Annotated in this window: 28 protein-coding genes; 20 read left to right on the forward strand and 8 right to left on the reverse strand. The window is 38.3% G+C overall.

Annotation, left to right across the window (positions count from 1 at the left end; genetic code table 11):
- The coding region (locus PHN32_06980) for an Asd/ArgC dimerization domain-containing protein (protein ID MDD3777332.1) at window positions 1-155 on the forward strand (155 nt) is incomplete at its 5' end.
- Here the strand turns inward: PHN32_06980 and PHN32_06985 are convergent.
- Complete coding sequence (locus PHN32_06985) at window positions 152-1,486, reverse strand: replication-associated recombination protein A (protein ID MDD3777333.1); 1,335 nt, start codon at window positions 1,484-1,486, stop codon at window positions 152-154. The two genes, PHN32_06980 and PHN32_06985, sit on opposite strands and share 4 nt — an antisense overlap.
- A gap of 3 nt (window positions 1,487-1,489) precedes the next feature.
- Window positions 1,490-1,888 (reverse strand): secondary thiamine-phosphate synthase enzyme YjbQ, encoded by a 399-nt coding sequence (locus tag PHN32_06990; protein MDD3777334.1) that lies wholly within the window; start codon window positions 1,886-1,888, stop codon window positions 1,490-1,492.
- Between the two features lie 128 nt (window positions 1,889-2,016).
- Here PHN32_06990 and PHN32_06995 point away from each other — a divergent pair, with 128 nt between their 5' ends.
- From PHN32_06995 to PHN32_07020, 6 genes are read left to right on the forward strand one after another with little or no spacing between them, the layout of a single operon-like run.
- Window positions 2,017-3,006, forward strand: a complete 990-nt coding sequence (locus PHN32_06995) for an adenosine kinase (protein MDD3777335.1) — start codon at window positions 2,017-2,019, stop codon at window positions 3,004-3,006.
- Window positions 3,007-3,023: 17 nt separating this feature from the next.
- Window positions 3,024-3,833: an S-methyl-5'-thioadenosine phosphorylase gene (locus PHN32_07000; GenBank protein ID MDD3777336.1), complete on the forward strand. Its 810-nt coding sequence runs from the start codon at window positions 3,024-3,026 to the stop codon at window positions 3,831-3,833.
- Between the two features lie 4 nt (window positions 3,834-3,837).
- A complete protein-coding gene (locus tag PHN32_07005; protein ID MDD3777337.1) occupies window positions 3,838-4,761 on the forward strand; it encodes a diacylglycerol kinase family lipid kinase in 924 nt (307 codons plus the stop codon).
- A gap of 5 nt (window positions 4,762-4,766) precedes the next feature.
- Window positions 4,767-5,927: a glycerate kinase gene (locus tag PHN32_07010; protein ID MDD3777338.1), complete on the forward strand. Its 1,161-nt coding sequence runs from the start codon at window positions 4,767-4,769 to the stop codon at window positions 5,925-5,927.
- 13 nt (window positions 5,928-5,940) lie between these two features.
- The gene (locus PHN32_07015) at window positions 5,941-6,834 is read left to right on the forward strand and encodes a phosphoribosylaminoimidazolesuccinocarboxamide synthase (protein ID MDD3777339.1); all 894 of its coding nucleotides are present in this window, start codon (window positions 5,941-5,943) and stop codon (window positions 6,832-6,834) included.
- Window positions 6,831-7,577 (forward strand): 2-phosphosulfolactate phosphatase, encoded by a 747-nt coding sequence (locus PHN32_07020; protein MDD3777340.1) that lies wholly within the window; start codon window positions 6,831-6,833, stop codon window positions 7,575-7,577. Before PHN32_07015 ends, PHN32_07020 begins: the two co-directional genes overlap by 4 nt.
- Here the strand turns inward: PHN32_07020 and PHN32_07025 are convergent.
- Window positions 7,574-8,158 (reverse strand): hypothetical protein, encoded by a 585-nt coding sequence (locus tag PHN32_07025; GenBank protein ID MDD3777341.1) that lies wholly within the window; start codon window positions 8,156-8,158, stop codon window positions 7,574-7,576. The two genes, PHN32_07020 and PHN32_07025, sit on opposite strands and share 4 nt — an antisense overlap.
- Window positions 8,159-8,268: 110 nt before the next feature.
- On the opposite strand from PHN32_07025, the gene PHN32_07030 reads away from it, so the two are divergent.
- From PHN32_07030 to PHN32_07045, 4 genes are read left to right on the forward strand one after another with little or no spacing between them, the layout of a single operon-like run.
- Complete coding sequence (locus PHN32_07030; protein ID MDD3777342.1) at window positions 8,269-8,625, forward strand: hypothetical protein; 357 nt, start codon at window positions 8,269-8,271, stop codon at window positions 8,623-8,625.
- A complete protein-coding gene (locus PHN32_07035) occupies window positions 8,618-8,995 on the forward strand; it encodes a YtxH domain-containing protein (GenBank protein ID MDD3777343.1) in 378 nt (125 codons plus the stop codon). Before PHN32_07030 ends, PHN32_07035 begins: the two co-directional genes overlap by 8 nt.
- A gap of 15 nt (window positions 8,996-9,010) precedes the next feature.
- Complete coding sequence (locus PHN32_07040) at window positions 9,011-10,393, forward strand: TldD/PmbA family protein (GenBank protein ID MDD3777344.1); 1,383 nt, start codon at window positions 9,011-9,013, stop codon at window positions 10,391-10,393.
- Window positions 10,393-11,766, forward strand: coding sequence for a TldD/PmbA family protein (locus tag PHN32_07045; GenBank protein MDD3777345.1), 1,374 nt, complete (start codon window positions 10,393-10,395; stop codon window positions 11,764-11,766). The genes PHN32_07040 and PHN32_07045 overlap by 1 nt, the downstream gene beginning before the upstream one ends.
- On the opposite strand, the gene PHN32_07050 is transcribed toward PHN32_07045, so the two are convergent.
- Entirely contained in the window at window positions 11,763-12,257 is a 495-nt protein-coding gene (locus PHN32_07050) for a small multi-drug export protein (protein MDD3777346.1), read from the reverse strand. The genes PHN32_07045 and PHN32_07050 overlap by 4 nt on opposite strands.
- A 71-nt stretch (window positions 12,258-12,328) precedes the next feature.
- On the opposite strand from PHN32_07050, the gene uppP reads away from it, so the two are divergent.
- Window positions 12,329-13,183: an undecaprenyl-diphosphatase UppP gene (gene uppP, locus PHN32_07055; GenBank protein MDD3777347.1), complete on the forward strand. Its 855-nt coding sequence runs from the start codon at window positions 12,329-12,331 to the stop codon at window positions 13,181-13,183.
- Window positions 13,184-13,201: 18 nt separating this feature from the next.
- Window positions 13,202-13,924: a sugar phosphate nucleotidyltransferase gene (locus PHN32_07060; protein ID MDD3777348.1), complete on the forward strand. Its 723-nt coding sequence runs from the start codon at window positions 13,202-13,204 to the stop codon at window positions 13,922-13,924.
- Window positions 13,925-13,929: 5 nt separating this feature from the next.
- Here the strand turns inward: PHN32_07060 and PHN32_07065 are convergent, their stop codons facing one another.
- Complete coding sequence (locus PHN32_07065; GenBank protein ID MDD3777349.1) at window positions 13,930-14,121, reverse strand: hypothetical protein; 192 nt, start codon at window positions 14,119-14,121, stop codon at window positions 13,930-13,932.
- Window positions 14,122-14,274: 153 nt separating this feature from the next.
- Between PHN32_07065 and PHN32_07070 the strand changes: the two genes are divergently transcribed.
- The 7 genes from PHN32_07070 to PHN32_07100 are packed head-to-tail and all read left to right on the forward strand — an operon-like array spanning window position 14,275 to window position 20,622.
- Window positions 14,275-14,517 carry a hypothetical protein gene (locus PHN32_07070; GenBank protein ID MDD3777350.1) on the forward strand — a complete coding sequence of 81 codons (243 nt, stop codon included), beginning with the start codon at window positions 14,275-14,277 and terminating at the stop codon, window positions 14,515-14,517.
- A 28-nt stretch (window positions 14,518-14,545) separates the two neighbouring features.
- Window positions 14,546-14,869 carry a thioredoxin gene (gene trxA / locus PHN32_07075; GenBank protein MDD3777351.1) on the forward strand — a complete coding sequence of 108 codons (324 nt, stop codon included), beginning with the start codon at window positions 14,546-14,548 and terminating at the stop codon, window positions 14,867-14,869.
- Between the two features lie 2 nt (window positions 14,870-14,871).
- Complete coding sequence (locus PHN32_07080; protein ID MDD3777352.1) at window positions 14,872-15,669, forward strand: DUF72 domain-containing protein; 798 nt, start codon at window positions 14,872-14,874, stop codon at window positions 15,667-15,669.
- Between the two features lie 57 nt (window positions 15,670-15,726).
- The gene (gene ileS / locus PHN32_07085; protein ID MDD3777353.1) at window positions 15,727-18,876 is read left to right on the forward strand and encodes an isoleucine--tRNA ligase; all 3,150 of its coding nucleotides are present in this window, start codon (window positions 15,727-15,729) and stop codon (window positions 18,874-18,876) included.
- On the forward strand, window positions 18,873-19,364 hold the full coding sequence (lspA, locus tag PHN32_07090) for a signal peptidase II (GenBank protein ID MDD3777354.1): 492 nt from the start codon (window positions 18,873-18,875) through the stop codon (window positions 19,362-19,364). Before ileS ends, lspA begins: the two co-directional genes overlap by 4 nt.
- Window positions 19,361-20,311, forward strand: a complete 951-nt coding sequence (locus PHN32_07095) for an RluA family pseudouridine synthase (GenBank protein MDD3777355.1) — start codon at window positions 19,361-19,363, stop codon at window positions 20,309-20,311. The genes lspA and PHN32_07095 overlap by 4 nt, the downstream gene beginning before the upstream one ends.
- 23 nt (window positions 20,312-20,334) lie before the next feature.
- Complete coding sequence (locus PHN32_07100) at window positions 20,335-20,622, forward strand: DUF211 domain-containing protein (protein ID MDD3777356.1); 288 nt, start codon at window positions 20,335-20,337, stop codon at window positions 20,620-20,622.
- On the opposite strand, the gene PHN32_07105 is transcribed toward PHN32_07100, so the two are convergent.
- Genes PHN32_07105 through PHN32_07115 form a run of 3 tightly spaced genes read right to left on the reverse strand, consistent with a single transcriptional unit; the run spans window position 20,619 to window position 23,407 of the window.
- Window positions 20,619-21,566: an ABC transporter permease subunit gene (locus PHN32_07105; protein ID MDD3777357.1), complete on the reverse strand. Its 948-nt coding sequence runs from the start codon at window positions 21,564-21,566 to the stop codon at window positions 20,619-20,621. The genes PHN32_07100 and PHN32_07105 overlap by 4 nt on opposite strands.
- A 1-nt stretch (window position 21,567) precedes the next feature.
- Window positions 21,568-22,500, reverse strand: coding sequence for an ABC transporter ATP-binding protein (locus PHN32_07110; GenBank protein ID MDD3777358.1), 933 nt, complete (start codon window positions 22,498-22,500; stop codon window positions 21,568-21,570).
- Window positions 22,501-22,504: 4 nt separating this feature from the next.
- Complete coding sequence (locus PHN32_07115) at window positions 22,505-23,407, reverse strand: NEW3 domain-containing protein (GenBank protein MDD3777359.1); 903 nt, start codon at window positions 23,405-23,407, stop codon at window positions 22,505-22,507.
- Between the last annotated feature and the right edge of the window lie 103 nt (window positions 23,408-23,510).

Here is a 23,510-nt window from a genome sequence, read left to right on the forward strand (position 1 = left end):
TGGACAGCTCAGGAAAAGACGAAGTGTATATAGGGAGGCTAAGGGAAGACGAATCTGTGCCTAATGGTATTAACCTATGGGCAGTAGGGGATCAGCTGAGAAAGGGCGCTGCGCTTAATGCAGTACAAATTGCTGAAGCCTTGATTGAAGGCTAACCCTTTTCCTTTATTTTTTGAATATATTCCACCCTTTTTTTCAGGATTTTTTCAAAACCCCTGTCTGTGGGGTAATAGTATCTTTTGCCTTTCAGTTTTTGGGGGAGATGTTCTTGACCTACGATTCCGTGCTGGTAATCATGGGCATATTTGTAACCTTGCCCATAACCTAGATCTTTCATCAGTTTAGTAGGCGCATTTCTAATATGCAGTGGAACCGGCAATGCCTGGTGGGCATTAACATCTTTTTTGGCCTGCCCATAAGCTTTATATACAGCATTGCTTTTGGGAGCCAAGGCCAGGTAGCCAGCTGCTTCAATGATAGCAAGGTAGCCTTCGGGCGGACCGATAAATTCAAAGCTCTGTTTAGCAGCTAGGGCTACAGTAAGGGCATTGGTGTCAGCCAGGCCAATATCTTCAGCGGCAAACCTTACCAGCCTCCTGATAATATAAAGGGGATCTTCACCTGATTCCAGCATTCTAGTTATCCAGTATATAGCTGCATCAGCATCGCTGCCTCTCAGGCTTTTATGGACTGCAGATATTAGATTAAAATGCTCTTCACCATTTTTGTCATACAGCAGTGATTTGGATTGGATTATATTTTCAATCAACTTCCGGTCAATAATAACCTTTTGACCTCCTTTATGGGCAGAATTAAAAGCTAATTCCAAAATATTATAGGCAATACGTATGTCTCCATCGGCATAATCGCTAATATGCTTTAGGGTTTGCTCTTCTAGCTCTACCTGGTATTTGCCGTACCCCTTTTCCTTATCTTCCAAGGCTCTTTTAAGTAGCACTATTATTTCTTCTGGTTCCAATTTATTTAACACAAATACCTTACAGCGGGATAGCAATGCTGAATTTATCTCAAAGGAGGGGTTCTCTGTAGTGGCACCTACCATTATAATGGTGCCATTTTCTATAAAAGGAAGGAAAGCATCCTGCTGCGCTTTATTGAAACGGTGTATTTCATCAATGAATAGAATGGTCCTTTGCCCTTCTTGGTCCAGGTAATACTGGGCCCGGTCCATTACTTCCTTAATCTGTTTTATTCCGGAAGTTACAGCAGAAAATGATACAAACCTGCAATGGGTGGTATTAGCCATGATCCTGGCCAGGGTAGTCTTCCCTGAACCTGGAGGCCCCCAGAAAATAATGGAGCTGATTTTATCCTGTTCCAGCATCTCCCTTATAACTTTACCTTCGCCAACCAGGTGCGGTTGGCCTATGAAACCGGCCAGGGAAGCTGGCCTCATCCTTTCTGCCAAGGGATGATTAGCTTCACTAGATGCCTTTTCTGTTTTTTGTTGGTCAAAAAGTGTCATAGCCTAACCTTCTATCATTTTAAGGAATAATTTTCTATGCCGGGGACCATCAAATTCTGTAAAATATATTCCCTGCCATGTCCCCAATACCAAATTAGAGTCTTCTACTATTATAGTTAATTGTGGCCCAAAAAAACTGCTTTTTATATGGGCATCTGAATTTCCCTCCAGGTGGCTGTATCCTTCTCTGGCTGGAATCATTTTATTTAATTTAGTAATAATATCGGTTTTAACTGAAGGGTCTGCAGCTTCATTTATAGTCAGTGCTGCGGTAGTATGGGGTACAAATAAACAGGCCAGGCCTTCAACAAAATTATTATCTTGAACTATTTTCTTAATCTGGTAAGTTATATCTATTAGTTCAACCCGGCTGGAAGTTTTTATAGATAAAGTATGCAGCATGTCTCCCTTTCCCTATGCTTATAATAAAAGATTTGTTAATTTTTAAAAACAGTATAAATAATATATTTAAAATTTTAAGTTATGGCAATATTTGGTATATTATTATAGGAGTTGGAAACGGTGCTATTATGATACAAAAATTTGATGTGGTGGGAATAGGTAATGCCATTGTGGATATGGTAGCCAATATTGATGACAGCTACCTGGAGTTAAACCTTTTAAATAAAGGCTCCATGAAACTCATTGACCACTCTGCTTCTGCTAAAATATGTAATTCTATTAATATTATTGGCCAGGACTGTGGAGGCTCTGCAGCTAATACCGTTGCTGGTCTGGCCAGTATGGGCAATAAGGTAGCTTTTATCGGGAAAGTTAACCAAGACAGCTACGGCTATGCTTTTGAAACCAGCCTTAAAAAAATAGGAGTTTATTTTAATACTCCAAAAGCAAAAGGCAGCTCTCCCACTGCTCATTGCATAGTGTTGGTAACTCCGGATGCCCAGCGTACTATGAATACCTGTTTGGGAGTTGCTGGTAGCCTGGGCCCTATGGATATAGATGAAGAAATAATAGCTGCAAGCTCTATCATATACATGGAGGGTTATCTTTGGGATAAGGAAGAAGCCAGGCAGGCTATCTATAAAGCTATGGATATAGCTGTAAACAATGGAGGGAAAACTGCTTTAAGCTTATCTGACTCTTTTTGTGTTTCCAACCATAGGGAAGAATTTAGGGACCTGGTAGAAAAAAAAGTAAATATACTTTTTGCCAATGAGCAGGAAATAACCTCCTTATTTGGAACAGAATCATTTTGGCTGGCGGTGGAAAGATGCAAAGAGTTAGACTTAGTTTGTGCTCTTACCAGAGCTGAAAATGGTTCAGTAATAGTAGAAAAAGGCAAGGTGTTTACCGTAGACAGCGTTAAACCTTCTAAATTGGTGGATACCACCGGGGCAGGGGATATGTATGCTGCGGGATTCCTGCATGGGTACTTAAAGGGGTATAATTTAGAGCAATGCGGTAAAGCTGGAAGTATAGCGGCCAGTGAGGCTATTAGCCATTTCGGGGCTAGACCCCGGCAATCATTGGCCCAATTATTGTCAAATATTACATTTTAACTAACAGGATGGTGATTATGGAAAATATGCAGTCAGCCCAGGTGGGTGTATTTGGGGGATCAGGATTTTATTCCTTTCTAAAAGACCCAGTGGAAATTGAAGTAGATACCCCTTACGGCCAGCCTTCTGATAAAGTGGTATTGGGTAATGTTGAAGGAATAAAAGTGGCATTTATGCCCAGGCATGGGAGGCAGCACAATATTCCGCCTCATAAAATAAATTATAGGGCTAATTTATATGTAATGAAAAAATTAGGGGTGACACAGATATTCGGGCCTTGTGCTGTAGGAAGCCTCCAGCCCCATATCAAGCCTGGCCAGTTTGTTATATGTAATCAGTTTGTGGATAGAACCAAGGGGAGAATAGATACTTTTTATGATGGACCCAAGACTATACATGTTTCTGCGGCCAACCCATATTGTACCCGGTTGGGATCCATTGTTTATAATAAAGCTCAAGAAATGGGTTTAGACTGCCATGCCCAGGGGACGGTGGTGGTAGTACAGGGTCCAAGATTCAGCACTAAAGCTGAAAGTAAATGGTTTTCCAACCAGGGCTGGGAAGTCATTAATATGACCCAATATCCTGAAGCCTATTTAGCCCGGGAATTAGAAATTTGCTATGTAAACATATCATTGGTTACAGATTATGATGCCGGGCTTGAAGACTTTCCTCAAATAGAGCCGGTATCCAGCGACGCAATTATAGAAATGTTTAAACAGAATAATGATAAGTTAAGGGAGTTATTATTTAAATCCATACCCCTGTCGGTTAGGGATCGTAATTGTATTTGTCCAACTGCTTTGAAAGATGCAGTAGTCGGTTAATATTATGAGAATTTTGTGGGTATATAACACAATTTCTGGTGGTATATCCTCTAAAGCCATAAAAAAGGCCGAGGAGGCATTAAGTGCAAACCATCATATAGTACATATAATTAAAGCTACAGAAATAGGTCAGGCCCATTTAAAATTAAGGCATTTTTTATCTGATGCCCGCAATGTTGAATCCATAGATATGGTAGCTGCCTTAGGCGGTGACGGGTTAATAAATGAGGCTGTAAATGCATTGGCCTATACTGATATTCCTATGGGGATAATGCCCTGTGGCACCACTAATGCTTTTGCCAAAGAAAAAGAAATACCCCTTTCTTTTAAGGATGCAGTAGAAATTTTTAATGACAATAACCTGCAGACTATTGATTTGGGTTGCCTAAACCAGGATAAATATTTTATTATGATGTGCTCTTACGGATTTGATGCTAAGGCTATTTCTGAAATCAGCCAGATGGTAAAAAAAAGGTTAAAAATATTTGCTTACCTATTTTACGGAATAAAGGCATTTTTGCTAGATAATCCCGTTAAGATTTCAGTTAAGGTTCAAAATGAAGGTAAGGCTTACAGCGGGTATTATTGCATAATTAATAATATAAAATCCTATGGTAATCCTATGGCTAAAATTACTCCCCATGCTTCTACCTATGACGGTCTTTTAGATGTCTGTATATTTAAAAATCCTCATAAATTCAGCTTTATAAGAAATACTGCTGGTATTTTTACTACCAGGCACATAAATTACAAAGATGTCATATACTTCCAGACCAGCCATTCGGTTAGTATAGGGATAGAGGAAAGTCAGCAGGAAAAACCAGAATATTTAAGGGTTCAGATGGATGGAGATGTCTTTAACCAGCTGCCGGTAGAAATCCAATGTGCCCGGAAAGCATTGAGAATTTATTTACCGGGGAGACAATAACAATAATGAAAATAGTAGTAGCTTGTGATAAATACAAAGGTAGCCTTTCAGCGGTTGAAGTATGCAATATTATAAAATCGGCCATAGTGGATGCCGATAAACGAATGGAAGTGGCAATAAAACCCATGGCAGATGGGGGAGAAGGCACAGTGGAAACCATGGTGGAAAGCCTGGGAGGTAAAATGGTGGCAGTGCCAGTAAGGGGACCCTTGGGTAAGGAGGTAATGGCCCAGTATGGGATTATTGGAGATGGCACTGCGGTAATTGAGATGTCTTCTGCTTCAGGCATAGCGTTGATGGAAAAAAGCAGCCTTAACCCTATGGAAACTACTACATATGGAACTGGCCAGCTGATAGATAATGCGCTGCAAAAAGGCTGCAGTCGAATAATTATTGGAATAGGGGGCAGCGCCACTAATGATGGCGGAATGGGTATGGCACAGGCATTAGGGGTAAAATTTTATTCCAGGAAAGGCCAACAGCTTGGTTTTGGTGGAAAACAGCTTATCCAAATTGAACGAATTGATATGTCAGGCTTAAATCCCAAAATAAGGGAAACAGTAATTGAAGTGGCTTGTGATGTTGATAACCCGCTGACGGGGCCGCAAGGAGCCGCCTATATTTACGCTCCCCAAAAAGGAGCTACTCCTGAAATGGTAAAGGAGCTGGACCAGGGTTTAAAAAAAATGGCCAGGGCAGTTAAAAAGGATATAGGCATGGATATCGACCAGGTGAAGGGAGCAGGAGCTGCCGGAGGCCTGGGAGCGGGATTAGCAGCATTTTTAGGTGCTATTCTCAAACCGGGTACAGATATTATCATGGAAGCTATTGGTTTAAGGCAGTCCCTGGAGGGGGCTAGCCTGGTTATAACCGGGGAAGGAGCTATGGATAGGCAGACTTTTTTTGGAAAAAGCGCTTATGGAGTAGCCAGGACTGCAAGAGAGGCGGGAGTGCCGGTAATCACTATCAATGGTTCTGTTTTAACCTCTAGAAAAGAGGTAGAATCTGGGAAGGCCAGCTTGTTTGATGGAAATTTTTCTATAATAAACAGGCCTATGGACCTGGCACAAGCCATAAAGGATAGCAGGGAACTGGTTTATGATGCTGCGACCGAACTGATAGAGTTTTTTTTAAGTATTTATAATTATAAAAAAAATTCAACTTAAAAGGAGGTACTATATGAAATTAGTGGGAGATGTTGAAATTGAAGGAATTGAAAAAATAAAGAGTGGTAAAGTAAGGGAGATGTTTTCCTTAAATGATCATATAATGATAGTAACTACAGACCGTATATCAGCTTTTGATTATATATTGCCCACTTTAATACCTTTTAAAGGAGTATTATTAAACCAGATATCCATTTTTTGGTTCGACTATTTAAAAAGGATTATAGAAAATCACCTTTTGGAAACTGATATAAATAATTTTCCTAAAAAGTTAAGAAAAAACAAGGATATGTTAAATGGAAGATCGGTTTTAGTAAAAAGGGCTAAAATATATCCCATAGAATGTGTGGTCAGGGGATATATTACAGGTTCTGGTTGGGAAGAATACCAGCAAACTAATGCTATAGGTGATTTAAAATTGCCCAGAAACCTAAAAAACTGCAGTAAGCTGCCTGAACCCATATTTACTCCTACCACCAAGGAAGTATCAGGGCATGATGTTTCTATTACCATCAATAAAGCTAAGAGAATCTTTGGAGCCAAAGTAGTAGAGTATTTAAAAGAAAAAAGCATAGAGTTATACATTAAGGCTGCTGATTATGCCCTTAAGAAAGGTATAATCATTGCTGATACCAAATTTGAATTTGGTGTAGTAGATAATAAAACTATACTGGTCGATGAAGTACTTACTCCAGACTCTTCTAGGTTTTGGCCTATGGACGAATACCAGGAAGGAAGACAGCAAAACAGCTTTGACAAACAGTATGTTAGGGATTATCTGCTTTCTACGGATTGGGACCGAAATTCCCCGCCTCCTGAACTGCCGCAGGAAATAGTGGAAAAAACTTCTCAAAGGTATATAACTGCTTATGAAAAACTGGCTGGAAAGAAGTTTGACTGGAAATGATAACAGTAGATGTACTATTTTCTAACCGTACAGACCCCAACACCCTATCAGTAAGGCTGGAGCAATCACTAGCTGCGGTAATAGATGTAATTAGGGCCACTTCTACTATAACTGTGTTGCTTGCTTCTGGCTGTGAAAGCATAATAGTGGCAGCTAACAAAAAACAGGCTTTTGATCTTAAGAAAAAGAATCCCGGGTATATTTTATGCGGTGAGGAGGGAGGGTTGGCCCCTAAAGGTTTTGATTACGGTAATTCCCCCCTGGAGCTTTCCAAACTAGATCTAGAACAAAAAACAGTTATACTAAAAACTACCAATGGCACTGTATCCCTGCATTTGGCCCAAAGCTGCAGGGCTGGTTACACCTTATCATTATTAAATATGGCCTATGCCATAAATAAGATATTGGATCAACTTCAAAATAATGGCCATGATTTATTGCTGATCTGTTCGGGCCAGGAAGGGCGTATTGCTTACGACGATGTTTATACTGCCGGAGTGGCAGTTAAATATATATTGGGTTATGGCGGCAGCTTTAGGTTTACAGATTCTGCCAAAATGGCTTTAAGTTTGGCCTTAAGTGAGGCTGATATGGAAAGTGCATTAAAAAAATCCAGCAGTGCCCAAGCATTGGTTAATATAGGACTGGAACAGGATATTGCTTTTTGTGCCCAGCTAGATAAGTATAGCTTGGGAGGAAAACTTGTTTATGATTCAGGACTGCTGAAAATAGGAGCTATTTAATTTGAACAGGGTCCAAAATATACTTCCCCTTCCAGCATTTGGACTCCTTTGGAGGAGAACCAGTATTTTCCTTCCAACACAGGGTCTATCCTTAAGATATAATCGCCTTCTTGTTCAATATCATTCACTAAAACTGAAATAGTAGCGCTTTCTCCCGGTTTAAGATCCTGCTCCAAGGCAGTCCTGGTAGGATTGTCATAGTTTTCTGTGTCCTGCTGCTTATGGTAAAAGTGATATCCGATTCTTACCATATGCTCTCCATCTTTTTTCCATGTGAAGTCAGAGTTATTAGTGATTTCTATTTTTATATAATTGTCCTGGTTAAGGCAAAGATAACTAGGAACAAAACCCTTTATATCTGCACCCACTGAAGCTGAATCATAATCTACCTGTTCTTCTATTACTTCAATCACTTCTTCTTCCTGTTGCTGGGATGCAGTACCTTCTTCTGCCGGGGTTTCTATTGGGGTTTCAGGTTCAGCTGGTTGTTCCTGTGATTGTGAACAGGATAACGCTCCCGTTATGATTAGGGCTGTAACTAGTAGTATCAATAAGAGTTTTAGACCTATTCTATTTATCATGATTGATTTACCTCGCCTTTATTTATTCTGTTAGTTTTTGTACATTATAAATTAGTTTGGTTGTTTTTTAAATAAAAGATATTTAAAATAAGAGCAAAAAGGTAAAAAACATGGGCAGCTTGCAAATAGTAGGAATTCTGTTTCTCCTGTTAATAGGGAGTATAATAATTGGGGCTGCCATATTGCTGTTTCCCGTTGTAAGGTTAATAAAAAAATATAAGGAGCTTTCAAATAAGTTGGAAAACCAGTTGTTGCCATTAGCAGGGCAGCTAAAAGAAAGCAGTGCCCGGCTAAATAAGGAAATGGAAGCCATACCTACAATAAAAGCTGATATAGAAGAGAAATTTTTAGAGGTAAGGGATTTGTTAGAGCAGATTAGGAAGATGCAGAAAAACCCTCTCAGGCAGTTTATGGGTTCTTCTTTTGAATTAATATCAATGTTTAATAAGGGGAGGCAAGATGAGTAATCAGGATAATGGTCACGGCAATTCTGTTGGTATAATTATTTCATTATTTACCGGATTATTTATAGGAGCGGTTATAGGCATGCTGTATGCTCCAAAATCAGGCAAGGAATTAAGGGAAGATATCCGGGAGAAAAGTGAAGAGGTAAAAGAAAAAAGTAAGAAATCAATAGACATTGCCATGAATAAAACCAAAGACTTGATTGAGCAAAGCAGTGAAAAAGTTTCAAGTTTTAAACATAAGAGTGATGAATTTCTGGATAGAAGTAGGGAAAAGGTTAAAAAAACTGCAGATAAAGTAGCTTCTAAGCTGGATAAAGTAATCAAAGAAGGAAAACAGGCTGCTAAAAAAGCTGAACAGGAAATGTCATAATCTGGAAACTAATTAATGATTGAAAAAGAATTAATCCGCAAAGTTTTGTCTGCTATGCTAAGCGGTGGTGGGAATTTTGCTGAAGTTTATTTACAGAAAAGTAAAAATAATACCTTAAAGCTGGAAGACAGTAAAATTGAAAATGCTGTCAGCGGATTTGATTTGGGTTGCGGTTTAAGGGTATGGAAAGATAACCGCACTTTTTATGGATATGTTAATTCTATTGAACCAAAGCTGTTATTGCAATCTGCCAGGGAACTGGGGAGGGCTGCTGGTCTAGGAAAAAACCCTTACCCATTGCAATTATCCCCTAAACAATTTGAACCATTAGAGATTTTGGATAATTTTTCTTTACCTGGTAATAACCGTAAAAAAAATATTTTATTAGAGGTAGATGAAGCCTGCAGGAAATATAGTAAGAATATAGTACAGGTCAGCTCATATATTGCAGATGGGCAACAGGAAACATATATAGCCAATTCACAGGGTGTGTTCTCCCAGTTTTTTTTACAGAAAGTCATTCTTTCTGTAAATGCTATAGCCAGAAAAGGAAAAGAGGTTAGGACAGGGCATAAATCCTTTGCTAAAACCTTGGGTTATGAAATGTTTGACCTTAAAAAACCAAAAGAGATAGCTGAAGAGTCAGCAGCTATTGCCATAAATATGCTGGAAGCAAGGAATGCGCCTACAGGGCAAATGCCGGTAGTAATTGGGCCTGCATTTGGAGGAGTAATTTTTCATGAAGCTTGCGGCCATGGTCTGGAAGCGGATGCTATTGTAAAAGATGCTTCCGTATTTAAAGATATGATTGGCAAAAAAATAGCTTCAGAATTAATCACTGCAATAGATGATCCTGCATTGAAAGGCCATTGGGGATCGTATAGCTTTGATGACGAAGGATATCCTGCTGAAGAGACAGTACTGATAAAGGACGGCTATCTGGAAAGTTATATGAACGATTTAAGAAGCTCTGATAAGTTGGGCGGCGAGCCTACCGGTAACGGAAGAAGGCAATCTTACCGTTATATGCCTTACCCCCGAATGAGTAATACCTATATTGCTAATGGTAAATCAAGCTCTACTGAGATACTGTCCTCAGTAAAGAAAGGTATTTATGCCAAAGAGTTTGCTGGAGGACAGGTAGATCCCGCTACTGGAGATTTCGTGTTTGGCATCAGCGAGGGCTATATGCTGGAAAATGGTGAAATAACCTATCCTATAAAAGGGGCTACTCTTATTGGTAATGGTCCCCAAATACTTAAGGAAATTGAAATGGTGGGCAATGATTTGGATTTTGCTCCCGGTTTTTGTGGAAAGAATGGCCAATCACTGGCAAATGAAGTAGGTCAGCCTACCATAAAGGTAAGCAGCATTACAGTGGGAGGCACCGGAAATTAATGTCTGAAAATTTAAATGATATCATTACCTATACCCTTAACCATTTAAAGAGCAGGGGTTTAGATGAATACGAAGTGTTTGGTACTGCCAGTCATGATAATGAAATAGAGGTTTACCAGCAGGATATAGAGTCCTTGTCAGTTTCAAAATCTAAGGGTATTGGCATCAGGGTGCTAAGGCATCAGTCCGTGGGTTATGCTTATACTTCCAATTTAAGCCCTGAACATATACTGGAGTGTATTAAAAGGGCAATAAGCAATGCCAAAGTGACCCATAAAGATAAATTTAATTACTTACCTGTCCGGAAAGACTATTTGTATCAACAAAAGCCTATTGATCTTGAGCTACTATATGATCCTTGTTTCTACGATTATTCCATTGAGGACAAAATAAAGGCAGCTAAAACTTTAGAAGCAATCACACAAGCAGAGGATAAAAGGATTATTGGTATAAGTAACAGTTCTTACCGGGACTCAGCAGTGGAGGTTGTTCTAGCCAACTCCAATGGTTTTTTGGATAGTTACAAAAAAAGCTGGTGTTATCTATATGTAAATGCCATATCACGGCAAGGTGATGACACCTCTACTGGAGATTATTTTAGTACTGGCAAGCATCTGGGGGAAATTAACCTGGAAGATATTGCCCGGCAAGCAGCAAAAAGATCTACCAGCCTTTTGGGAGGCAGGAAGATAAAATCAGTAAAAGCAGATATTTTACTGGATCCTTTGGTAGCAGCCCAATTTCTTAACCTGATAGCAGAGGCTTTGACTGCAGACTCAGTGCAAAAAGGAAAATCGTTGTTTAAAGATAAGATCGGTAAAAAATTATTTAGCTTGGATATTGATATATATGATGATGGAATTATGGCTTCTGGTTTGGCCAGTGCGCCTTTTGACGGAGAAGGGGTATTTAAGGGTAAAACCAAGGTATTTGATAAAGGCATATTAAAGACCTATCTTTACAATACTTATACCGCCAGAAAGGATAATACCAAGTCTACTGGTAATGCCAGTAGAAATTCCTACCGGTCTGTTCCATCCGTGGGAATAAATAATTTTTATCTAGAACCAAAAAAATTAAATTTTAGCCAGATATTATCTGAAACTGGAAGCGGTTTCTATGTCATGGACATAATAGGGCTTCATTCAGGGGCTAATGCCGTAACAGGAGATATTAGCGTGGGTGCCAAAGGCTTATGGTTAGAAGAGGGGAGCATGGCCTACCCGGTTAAGGAAGTAACCATTGCCACTGATTTCCTGAGTCTGTTAAAAAGTATAAAAAGGGTAGGCAATAAGCTATATTTTATACCATCGTCAGGGTTTATCGGCAGCCCTGCCTTATTAGTGGATAAAATAATGATTAGCGGAACCTAACCAGCGGTTATAAACCTGACATATCCTACTGTTTTAAAGATTACTGTAACTATAATTCCCGCCAGAAGTATTCCAATACTAATGTCCAGTAAGGCCTTTTTGGGGGGTATGCCAAACACAAATGCAATGAGTGCCCCTGTCCAACCACCGGTTATGGGGAGGGGAATGCAGACAAAACCAGCCAGGGCAAAACCACTGTATTTTTCAAATCTTTTATAATATTTTTTCCGGGTACGGTTAAAAAGCCAAGTAAAAAAACGGTCAAATAGTTTGAACCTGGACATTAAAAACCTGGATACAGGCTCCAGTATCCATATTATGAGTATGACCGGTACAAGGTTTCCAATTACCGAAATAATATAAGTTTCGATGATACCCATCTTATATGTCCCCAAAGCTATGGGGATAGAAGCCCTTAGTTCACCTATAGGTACCATAGCAGTAAAGAAAGTGGCTAGCTGGTATGGCAGTTCTGAAAAATAATGGCCCATATTTTTTTAATTTTATTATTTTTATGTTAATATTTTACACTAATTGCAAACGATTTTAGATATTATATAAGTTGAGCATATTACAGTCAATTATTTTAGGCATTATCCAAGGGCTAACTGAGTTTTTCCCCATAAGCAGTTCAGGACATCTGGTAATTTTCCCTTATTTGTTTAATTGGGATTACCTCCCCTTATATTTTACGGTTACCGTACATTTCGGCACCCTGTTGGCAGTAGTATTGGTATTTTATAAAGATATTTTTAACATACTTAAATCTTTTTTTCTGGCTTTGTTTAAAAGAAACCAAGATCATGCAAGTTTAAAGCTGGGTTGGTTTTTAATTTTAGGATCTATTCCCGCCGCTATAGCTGGATTTTTTCTGGAGGACTATGCAGACAGGCTATTTTCCAATCCGGTTATGGTAGCTTTCTTATTGCTATTGACTGCAGCCTTGTTGTTTGGAAGTGAATATTATGCTAAAAAGCAGGTAGAAAAGCAATCCAAGGATGTTTATGTCCATGATGAATTGGCAAGCTCACTAACCTGGAAAAAATCATTAATAATTGGGCTGGGCCAGGCTATAGCTATTATGCCCGGAGTTTCAAGGTCTGGGGCTACCATATCCTTTGGAAGGTTCTTATCTCTTAGCCGCAAGCAAAGTGTTAGATTTTCTTTTTTACTTTCCGTACCGGTTATATTTGGTTCTTTTTTATTTCAGGTACTGAAAGTCAGGCAAGCTATTTTTGATGGAGGGTCAACTATAGCTTTAAACTTAGGGATTGGATTTATTTGCTCTTTTTTGTCGGGGCTTTTTGCTATAAAATTTATGTTAAGATTGGTTGAAAACAAAAATTTGAATGGTTTTGCAGTTTACTGTGTTTTACTATCTATTTTGATTATTATTTTAAACTTTATAAAGTTATAAAGGAGTGATTTAAATATTATGAAAGGGGTAATATTAGCAGGAGGATTAGGCACCAGGCTTTGGCCATGTACTAAGGTTACCAATAAACATCTACTTCCCGTTTATGATAAACCCATGATTTATTATCCATTGGAGACCATGGTAGAGGCAGGATTGAAAGATATAATGATAGTTACCGGTGGTAATTATGCTGGAGATTTCTTACGGCTGTTGGGCAATGGAAGCGAATTTGGCTTAAAAGACATAAGCTATACTTATCAGGAGGGGGAGGGCGGTATAGCAGATGCATTAAAACTGGCTGAAAACTTTGTGGATAAAGATAAAATTTTTGTGATGCTTGGTGATAATATTATTGAAGATAACATCGGCCCATACATTAAACAATTTGATCAGCAGCAGAAAGGGGCCCATATATTTTTAAAACAGGTACAAGATCCCCAGAGGTTTGGTGTAGCTGAAATAAGGGATGGTAAGGTATTAGGAATTGAAGAAAAGCCCAAAAACCCTAAAAGCAACTATGCTGTTACCGGACTCTACATGTATGATAATCAGGTGTTTGATATCATCAAAAAACTTAAACCCTCAGACAGGGGTGAATTCGAAATCACCGATGTTAACAATCATTATATAAAAAAGGGTACCATGAGCTATACCATCCTAGACGGATGGTGGACTGATGCTGGTACCTTTGAATCCCTATATAGGGCTAGCAGGCTGGTAGCTGAGAATTTTCAAAAATAAATTAATTATAGCTTAACTATGTTTTTGGAATGGCAGTAAAAACAGGTTTCTATCTTAAAACCTGATTTCCATGAAGTATCTGAAACCTGGTAACACCAGTGATATTCTTGACCATAAAGGCTTATTTCAGCTTTGCCTTTTTCTTGGGCGGTACCAATAAATTTTTCAGTATTTCCGCAATCCAGGCATTTATACATAGCTCTTCCTTTCAGTAAATATCAGTTATTATGGCATATTATAGTATATAAAAGGTAATAATGAAATATATTTATAAAATTTTATATATTTGACTTAAAAATAGTGCTTTGCTAATATCTGATTATTATTGGTTAATTAAGGTTTAAAATATCTTGCAGGTTGATACTGAAAAGGTTCTAGTAAAAATTACGACCGATTCCTATATGATTAAGGGAAATGTACATGTAATGCCCGGAGGCAGGTTAAGTGATTACATAACTGTTCATAAGAACCGGTTTATACCTGTAACTGATGCTGAAGTGGTGCCTGTCAATTGCCAGGCCCAGGGGGATAGCCAAAAAAGAGAGGTAGTTTTTATCAATACAGATAAAATAGAGATGATTGAATATTTATAGTTAATAAATAGCAAAGAAAGGAAAGCTAATGGCAGATATGATACAGTTAAATGATGCAGATTTTGAAGATCAGGTAATAAATTCAGATCTACCAGTATTGGTAGATTTTTGGGCAGTATGGTGCGGGCCTTGTAAGATGATTGCTCCGGAATTGGAAAAGTTGTCCGATGAAAAAAAGGACGTCTTGAAAATTGGTAAGTTGAATGTAGACGAGAATAGAGATACTGCTATCAAATATGGAATAAGCAGCATCCCTACTCTTTTATTGTTTAAAGATGGTAAAATTGCAAAGAAACTAATAGGAGCCATGTCCAAAGACAAGATTCTAAATGAAATATCTTCCTACCTTTAGTGGTGCAATTATTTCTAGGTACCTCCGGGTATAAATATAAGGATTGGGAGGGAGAGTATTATCCTTTAGGCTTAGATAGCAAAGATAATCTTTCTTATTATGCCGGGGATTTTAATACGGTAGAAATAAATTTTACCTATTATTCTCTTCCCAATCCTTATATCTTTGGAAACATGGCTAAGAAGGTGCCTGATGGATTTTTATTTTCAGTAAAAGTCCATCATTCAGTTACTCATAGCCAGGAACTTGATACAGGGCAACAAAAAGAATTTATTGAAGCCCTAAAGCCATTACAACATAATTCGCTATTAGGATGCATACTGGCTCAATTTCCATTTTCATTTAAATACAATACCAATAATTTAAATTATTTAAAAAAAGTAGGAGATTTTTTTTCCAAATATAACCTGGCTGTAGAATTCAGGCATAATTCTTGGCTAAATCCTATAGTCATGGAAGCCATGAGTAATCTAAATATGGCTTTTAGTAATGTGGATGAACCCCAATTACCAGGGCTGATACCGCCAGCCGATACTGTAACCAGCAGAATAGGTTATATAAGGTTTCATGGACGCAACGCAAAGTATTGGTGGAATCATCAGCAGGCTTATCAGAGATACGACTACCAATACCAAAACCAGGAATTAATAGAATGGCTGCCCAGGATAAAAAAGATTATCTCCCTTACGGATAAAGTCTTTATTTATTTCAATAACCATTACCAGGCTAAAGCTGTGAAATCAGCCCTGGCACTTTCCGGTTTGCTGCAAGATGCTAATATTATTACTTCACAAAATTAACCTAATTATATAAAATCTATTAAGCAGTTTTGACAATCAGTGGTAAAGGTTTGAATTATGTTTAAAGAAGTAGAGGCAAAAGTAAATCTGGTAGAATTGGAAGAAAATATTCTACGGTTCTGGAAAGATGCCCAGATTTTTAAAAAAAGCCTTGAAAAAAATAAAGGTAAAGAGAAGTTTGTATTTTATGAAGGCCCTCCTACCGCTAACGGGGCCCCAGGAGTACACCATGTACTTTCCAGGGTTTTTAAGGATATTTTCCCCCGCTATAAAACTATGAAAGGCTATTATGTACCCCGAAAAGCAGGATGGGATACCCATGGTTTGCCGGTAGAGCTGGAAATAGAAAAAAAGTTGAATATAAATTCTAAAAAAGAGATTGAAGAAATAGGAATTGAAAAATTCAATAGCCTTTGTAGGCAAAGTGTTATGCGTTATGAAGAAGACTGGAAAAAGATGACAGAACGAATCGGGTTCTGGATAGACATGGATAATGCTTATTTTACTTTTGCCAATGATTATATAGAAACGGTTTGGTGGATTCTAAAGTCAATTTGGGAGCAGGACCTTTTATATCAAGGGCACAAGATTGTGCCCTATTGCCCCAGATGCGGCACAGCACTGTCTTCCCATGAAATAGCATTAGGCTACAAGGAAGTAATAGATAAAACCATTGTGGTAAAGTTTAAGCTGCAGGACACTAATAATTGTTATCTTCTGGTGTGGACCACTACTCCCTGGACATTGGTTTCCAATGTAGGTTGTGCTTTAAACCCAAAGGCTACTTATGTTGAAGTAGAATCTGAAGGTCAATGCCTGATAATGGTAAAGGATTTGGTTGATTCCATATGGGGCCAAGAAGACAACTATAGGATAACCAGGGAATTTAAAGGAGCGGAGCTGGTAGGTAAAAAATATGAGCCTGTTTATGATTATGCTCCTTCAGGCAGTAATGCTTATAGGGTAATCTCGGGTGATTTTGTGTCTACTAAAGAGGGTACAGGATTAGTACATATAGCCCCTGCTTTTGGCGAAGATGATATGAATGTTGGCTTAAAGAACCAGCTGCCCATAGTTCAGATGGTAGATGAAAGCGGCAGGTTTAAGCCTGAAGTTGATTTATTTGCCGGAATGGGGATTGAAGAGTCTAATAAAGCCATAATTGCTGATTTAAAAAGCAGGCATCTTCTGTTTAGTTTTGAAGATTATAAGCATTCCTACCCTTATTGCTGGAGATGTGACAGCAGATTAATTTATTATGCTAAAAAAAGCTGGTATATTAAGACTTCCCAGATAAAAGATAAGCTACTTAAATCAAACCAGGAGGTTAACTGGTATCCTGAACACATTAAGAATGGCCGCTTTGGAAAATGGCTGGAGAACAATATTGATTGGGCTCTTACCAGGGAAAGGTATTGGGGTACCCCACTTCCCATATGGGAAGATAAAAATGGCCACCGTATATGCATCGGCAGTATTCAGGAGCTTAAGGAAAAAGCGATCCAGGGGTTTAAGGATTTAGATCTTCATCGTCCTTACGTAGACGAAATTACCATTAAATGCGAGATATGCGGACAACTAATGCATAGAGTATCAGAAGTTATCGATGTATGGTTTGACTCAGGCTCTATGCCTTTTGCCCAATTTCATTATCCTTTTGAAAATCAGCAATTATTTAAGGAAAGTTTTCCTGCTGATTTTATATGTGAAGCTATTGATCAGACCAGGGGATGGTTCTATACCATGTTGGCAATATCTACATTGCTTTTTGAGAAATCCAGCTATAAGAATGTTCTTTGTCTGGGACTGATAAATGATGAAAACGGTCAAAAAATGAGTAAATCAAGAGGGAATATAGTGGAACCCTGGGAAATTTTAAACAAGCAGGGCGCTGATGCCTTAAGATGGTATTTCTTTACCGGCGTTTCACCTTGGCTTCCCAAAAATTTTTCACCGGCTTCCGTAGATGAAGTTATAAGGAAATTCATATTGACGCTATGGAATACTTATTCTTTCTTTGTCATCTATGCTAATATAGATCATTTTAATCCCGAAGAACATGATCTTAAATTAGAAGAAAGACCTGAAATTGATAGATGGATTATATCTGAACTGAATCAAACTGTAGGTGAGACTAACCGGTTATTGGATGAATACAATGTCACAGACAGCGGTAGGTTAATACAGGAATTTATAGATAACCTATCCAATTGGTATGTCAGGAGGAGCAGGAGAAGATTTTGGAAAAGCGGTACGGACAAAGAAAAAATCAGCGCTTATAAAACCCTGTATGAATGTCTTACCACTGTAGCTCTTTTGTGTGCTCCCTACATTCCTTTTATCAGCGAGGAAATTTACCAAAATTTAGTAGTTAGTTTAAATAAAGAAGACACCAGTGTTCATTTGCAAAACTACCCAGAAGCCGACCAGTCTGCAATTGATAAAGAATTAAGCTTCAGTATGAATATGGCACGTAAAGCAGTAGGTTTGGGTAGGACTATCAGGAATAAGCTTAATATAAAGACCAGGCAACCACTATCAAAAGTTTTAATCCACTATGATCCTGACCCTAAAATTAGCCAGGCATTAAAACATTTTGAACCTATAATAAAGGAAGAGCTTAATGTAAAAGAGGTACAGATACTTAGAAATATGGAGCATCTGGTAAGCTATAACATTAAACCAAACTTGAAACTTATAGGCCCTAAATATGGAGCGGATGTAAATAAGATAAGGAAAAAATTAGAAGAAACTAATCCTGCAATGGTATCATTAAAAGTAAACAACAATAAAAAAGTTACAATAATGGTGGACGGTAAGCAGATAGAGCTGGAGCCGGAAGAAATATTGGTGGATACAGTAAACAAGGAGGGTTTGGGTATAGAGAGTGATGGAACCTTTACAATAGGCCTTCCCACGGAAATAGGACAGGATTTACTTGAGGAGGGTTTTAGCAGGGAACTGGTTCACCAGATTCAAAACTTAAGGAAAAAAGCTAATTTTAAGATTGAGAATACTATAAATACCTATATACAATGTGGGGCAAAGCAACAAGGGATTATCTCTAAATACCAGGATTATATCAAGAGCGAAACCCTTACCGTAAATTTAAGTTTTGACTTAAAACCAGGACTGTTTACCCAAGATATAAAAGTTGAAGGTTCAGGTATGACTGTAGCCCTTGAAGTAGAGGGCAGTATCCTTTGAAAGTTAAAAAGAAAAACATAGTATTGAATATATTATTTCTGACGGTTGCAGGGATCATCCTGGCGGCCGACCAATATACCAAGTACTGGATTAATGCCAACCTGCCCACTTCTACTTCAATAGAAGTTATCCCTAATCTATTTTATATTACCCACATAAAGAATACAGGAGCGGCCTTTGGTCTTTTCCCCAACGGAACCAATATTTTAATTATAATCTCCATAATTGCCATTATTATGATAATTGTAATTAAGATTATGCTTAGGTTTGATTCCTATTTCTTTAATATTGCCTTGGGGCTTATCCTGGGAGGTGCCCTTGGTAATTTGGTAGACCGTTACCTGGTAGGGGAGGTAACAGACTTTTTGTATTTGGTCTACTGGCCCATATTTAATATTGCTGATAGCTCAGCGGTGATAGGCTTTATAATTATGGTTATTTTACTGTTTAAAGAATTTTTTAAAAAAGACGGGGCGCTCAAAAAGTGAATTCCGGACATTTAGAGTTCATAGTAGATAGCGAGGATACAGGAAAAAGGATAGATAGTTTTCTTTCAGATAATATTGATAGAATCACCAGGAGCCAAGTATCCCGGCTAATAGAACAGGGAAAGGTAAAGGCCAACCGGCAGAAGGCAGCCAAAAGCTATAAACTGAAGACAGGCGACCATATATATGTGCAAGACCTTAAACTGGAGCAGCAGAGCAATTATACCCCTGAACCCATAAGTATAACCGTTTTGCATGAAGATGAGTATTTAATGATAGTCTCCAAGCCAGCAGACATGGTATGCCATCCTGGCCCTGGCCACAGCCGGCATACCCTGGTTAATGCTTTGCTATACCACTGCCAACAGTTGTCTGAGACTGATAATGGCACTAGGCCGGGAATTGTCCATAGGCTGGATAAAGATACTTCAGGTCTAATAATTATTGCCAAAGACAACCATACCCACTACTTATTATCAGATTTATTTAAAAAACGGCAGGTAAAAAAAATTTACTGGGCGCTGGTATGGGGGAATTTTGAGGAACAAAAGGGAACCATAGCCTTACCTCTTTCCAGGTCTTCCAAAGACCGGAAAGTATTTGGAGTAAGCCCTGCCAGGGGTAAGGAAGCCTGTACTAATTTTGAAGTAGTAAAACAATTTAACCATTGCAGCTGGTTAAGCATAGATTTAGAAACGGGAAGGACCCATCAGATAAGGGTCCATATGAATTTTATCGGGCATCCGGTTTTAGGAGACCAGACTTACCACCACAAGAAGTCTGTAGAACTGGCTGAGTCTTTGGGCTTAAAGCGGCAATTTCTTCATGCTATGAAATTAGATTTTATTCACCCTGTATATAAATCTAGATTAAGTATTGAAGACCGGCTGTCTCCAGAATTGCAATTGGTACTAGATAAGCTATTATTAGAAAGCAAAGATAAATAATTAATAAATCCAGAGAGGAAGAAATGTCTAAAATCAGAAGGGTAGTGTTGGATGTACTTAAACCGCACTCCCCCAGTATAATAGATTTGGCCAATATTCTAGCTGATATAGAAGGAATAGACGGGGTAGATATAAGCTTAAAAGAGATGGACCAGAAAGTAGAAAACGTAAAGATTACCTGTGAAGGCCCAGATATTAATTTTTCCCAGCTGGAAAAAGCCATCATAGAGAATGGCGGTTCGGTACATAGCATTGATAAAATATCAGCTGGTACCAGCTTAGTGGAAGAAGTAGTTACTTCCCAGGATTAGGTTGCCCTTATTTCCTGCCTCATGAAAATTATATAAGATAGGGCAAAGCATATAACTGCCAATGAAATTATTACTATTAGCTGCGGCCAAACCTGGACCAGGCTTTGTCCGAAAGATAGCGGACTTAGCAACATCTTACTCAAATCTGTAGAAACCAGGGCCTGGGGATTTAATAATATGTGTCCGCCTGTAGGCACCAGTAAAGTAGTGATAGATTCAGAGAAAAGGGTAGAGGGCGATATTCTTAATATATTGTGCTCTATTATATAATTTCTAACTTGGTCAGCTGCTGATGCATTTTCTAAAGGAACCATAGCATTGGATATGGCATTGGCTATAATTGGCAGAAACACAATCAAGAACAGCCAGATAGCAATGGAAGTAAGGATAGAAGTGGCTGTTTTTTCCAAAATTACCGAAAAAAGCATGGACAATGCCATCCAGAAAGTACCATAAAAAATACAGATAAACACAAAGAAGAATAGCCTTAATATTTCTGTGTCTGAAGGAGGTACACCTATGGTCCTAAGACCTATGCCTGCAATCAAAAAAACTATGCTGCCAATTATAATGGCAAGAGTGGTAATGCCAGCTAAAAATTTGCCGTTAATAACGCTGTCCCTGAATATAGGTTGAGACAGTAGCCGGCTAAGATTTCCGCTTCTTTTTTCACTATTTATAGCATCAAATCCAAAGATTATACCTATTATAGGTATAAAAAGGCTTATAAATGTTATAAAAGAGGGAAGAATATCCCCGGATGTGGTAAACAGTAATAGAAAAATATTATCACCTAATCCGCTGGCTGCATTTCTTATATTCTGAAGGGCTACATAAACAGAAGAAAGCCCAGCAACATAAACTAAACCCAGCAGAATCAGAAATTTTTTACTGCTGAAATAATCTGTCAATTCTTTTCTATATACAGTAAGAATGCTTCTCATATTACTCCTCTTTAAAATATTTTAGGTAAATTTCTTCCAAAGCATAGTCCTTGATGTTCATGCTGGTGACAATAGCATCAGAGTTAGCAATAGTTTTGGATATCTCCTGCCTTAGATCCTGATCACAAATAACCTGTACTTTACCATTTTCATTTATAACTTCCACCACTTTTTCCAATTGCTGGATTTTATCCAGTAGTTCCTGGGTAAAAGGCTCTATTTCCAATTCTATCCTGAATCTTCCGGCGCCGAAAAGATCTCGGCCCAGCTTATCAATCTCGCCTTCACCAATAAGTTTGCCTCTGGACATAACTCCGACCCTATGGCAAATTTTTTGTACCAGGTTTAATTGGTGGGATGATAAAAGAAAAGTAATCTGCTTGTTTCTATTTAAATCAATTATTGTTTCCAGCATATTATTGGCAGCTTTAACATCCAGGCCTTCCGTAGGCTCATCAAAGATAACCAGTTGGGGGTCCTTTATAAGGACATCAGCAATTCCCAGTCTTTGCTTCATTCCTTTAGAAAACTGCTTTACCAGCTGATTCTTATTTTTGAGTAACCCTACCGTTTCCAGGGCATGGTCAATTTTTTTAGGGATATCTTTATAGCTGATATTATTAAGCTCAGCGGTGTAGGACAAGTTATCTTTTGCTGTCATATCTTCATAAAAACCTACTTTTTCCGGCAAATACCCGGTAATCCTTTTAACTTTCAAAGGTTCCCGGGTGGAATTAAAACCGGCCACACTAATGCTTCCTGAAGTTGGTTCCGTTAACCCCAACAGCATTAATATAATAGTTGATTTACCTGCTCCATTAGGTCCTAGGAGGCCATAGATCTCTCCTTTTTTTATGGCTATATTTAAATTATCTACTGCAGTTGTATTACCATATTTTTTGGTAAGGTTTTCTGCAATTATTATTTTTTCCATAATTTTATCTTCTTCCCAGTCGTGCAAATATTATGGCTACTCCTACAATAACTATTACAATAATGCCTATGCCGACCCAACCCCATAAAGTTGGAGTTAAAACTGTAGCCCTAAGCTCCAAAGAGTCAGTGCTGTTTTCACTGTTAACGTTGAAGGTGATCATATAATCTCCAGCAATAGTTTTCTCTGGAGGTTTTATGGTTGCCTCTATCTCTTCTTGCCCATCCGCTGCCAGGGTTTCAATTTTGTCTTGGTCAAAGGTTACCGTCCAGCCTTCTGGCTCACTGGCTGAAAGGGTAATGTTTTCTACTGAGGTGGAGCTGTTGTTTTTAAGCAATAGAATATATTTATTATCTTTTCCTGAAGTTATTTCAGTGCTCAGCCTACCTGATTTAGTATTAAGATCCAGCTGGTAGGTGGCTGTAACCACAGCTACCAAATCAGTGGTGGCGCTTAAACCCAAGTCTTCATTTTCTGCAGTCAGGGTTATGGTATAGTCGCCAGGTTCCATTTTTACCAGAGGAGTTGCTACCACTTTTAAGCTTTCGCTGGAGCCGGGGTTAAGTTTTATAGCTGAGATTTCAGAGGCTTGATATGACGGCTGAACCGAAACATACCATCCCTGGGGTGCTTCTGCAACTATATCAAAGGTGGTGTCTTCGTCTCCAGAAAAAGAAAGGTCAGCCTTAAATTCAAAAGTAGAACCTGATTTTGCCCTGACCTCAGGATAGGGTATATCAAAGGTTACTTTTGCTGGTTCAACCTCTTCTTCCAGCTGCTGGTCTTCTGCTTCTTCTTCTTCGGTTTGGGCAAAAACCATTGCCGGTATAGTCAGCATTATAGATAATATAAAAATTGATAAAAAGCTAAAAATCAAAGTCTTCCATGTTCTATTTATTCTTTTCACTTACCAGGCTCCTTTTCTATGTATTGATTTATTTTGATACTATAAATTTATATATTGTACGTTGCAAAATTTTAATAACTTTAATTATCTATGTCAAGATGGC

Source organism: Actinomycetota bacterium, from assembly GCA_028698215.1.
Classification (GTDB): Bacteria; Actinomycetota; Humimicrobiia; order Humimicrobiales; family Humimicrobiaceae; genus Halolacustris.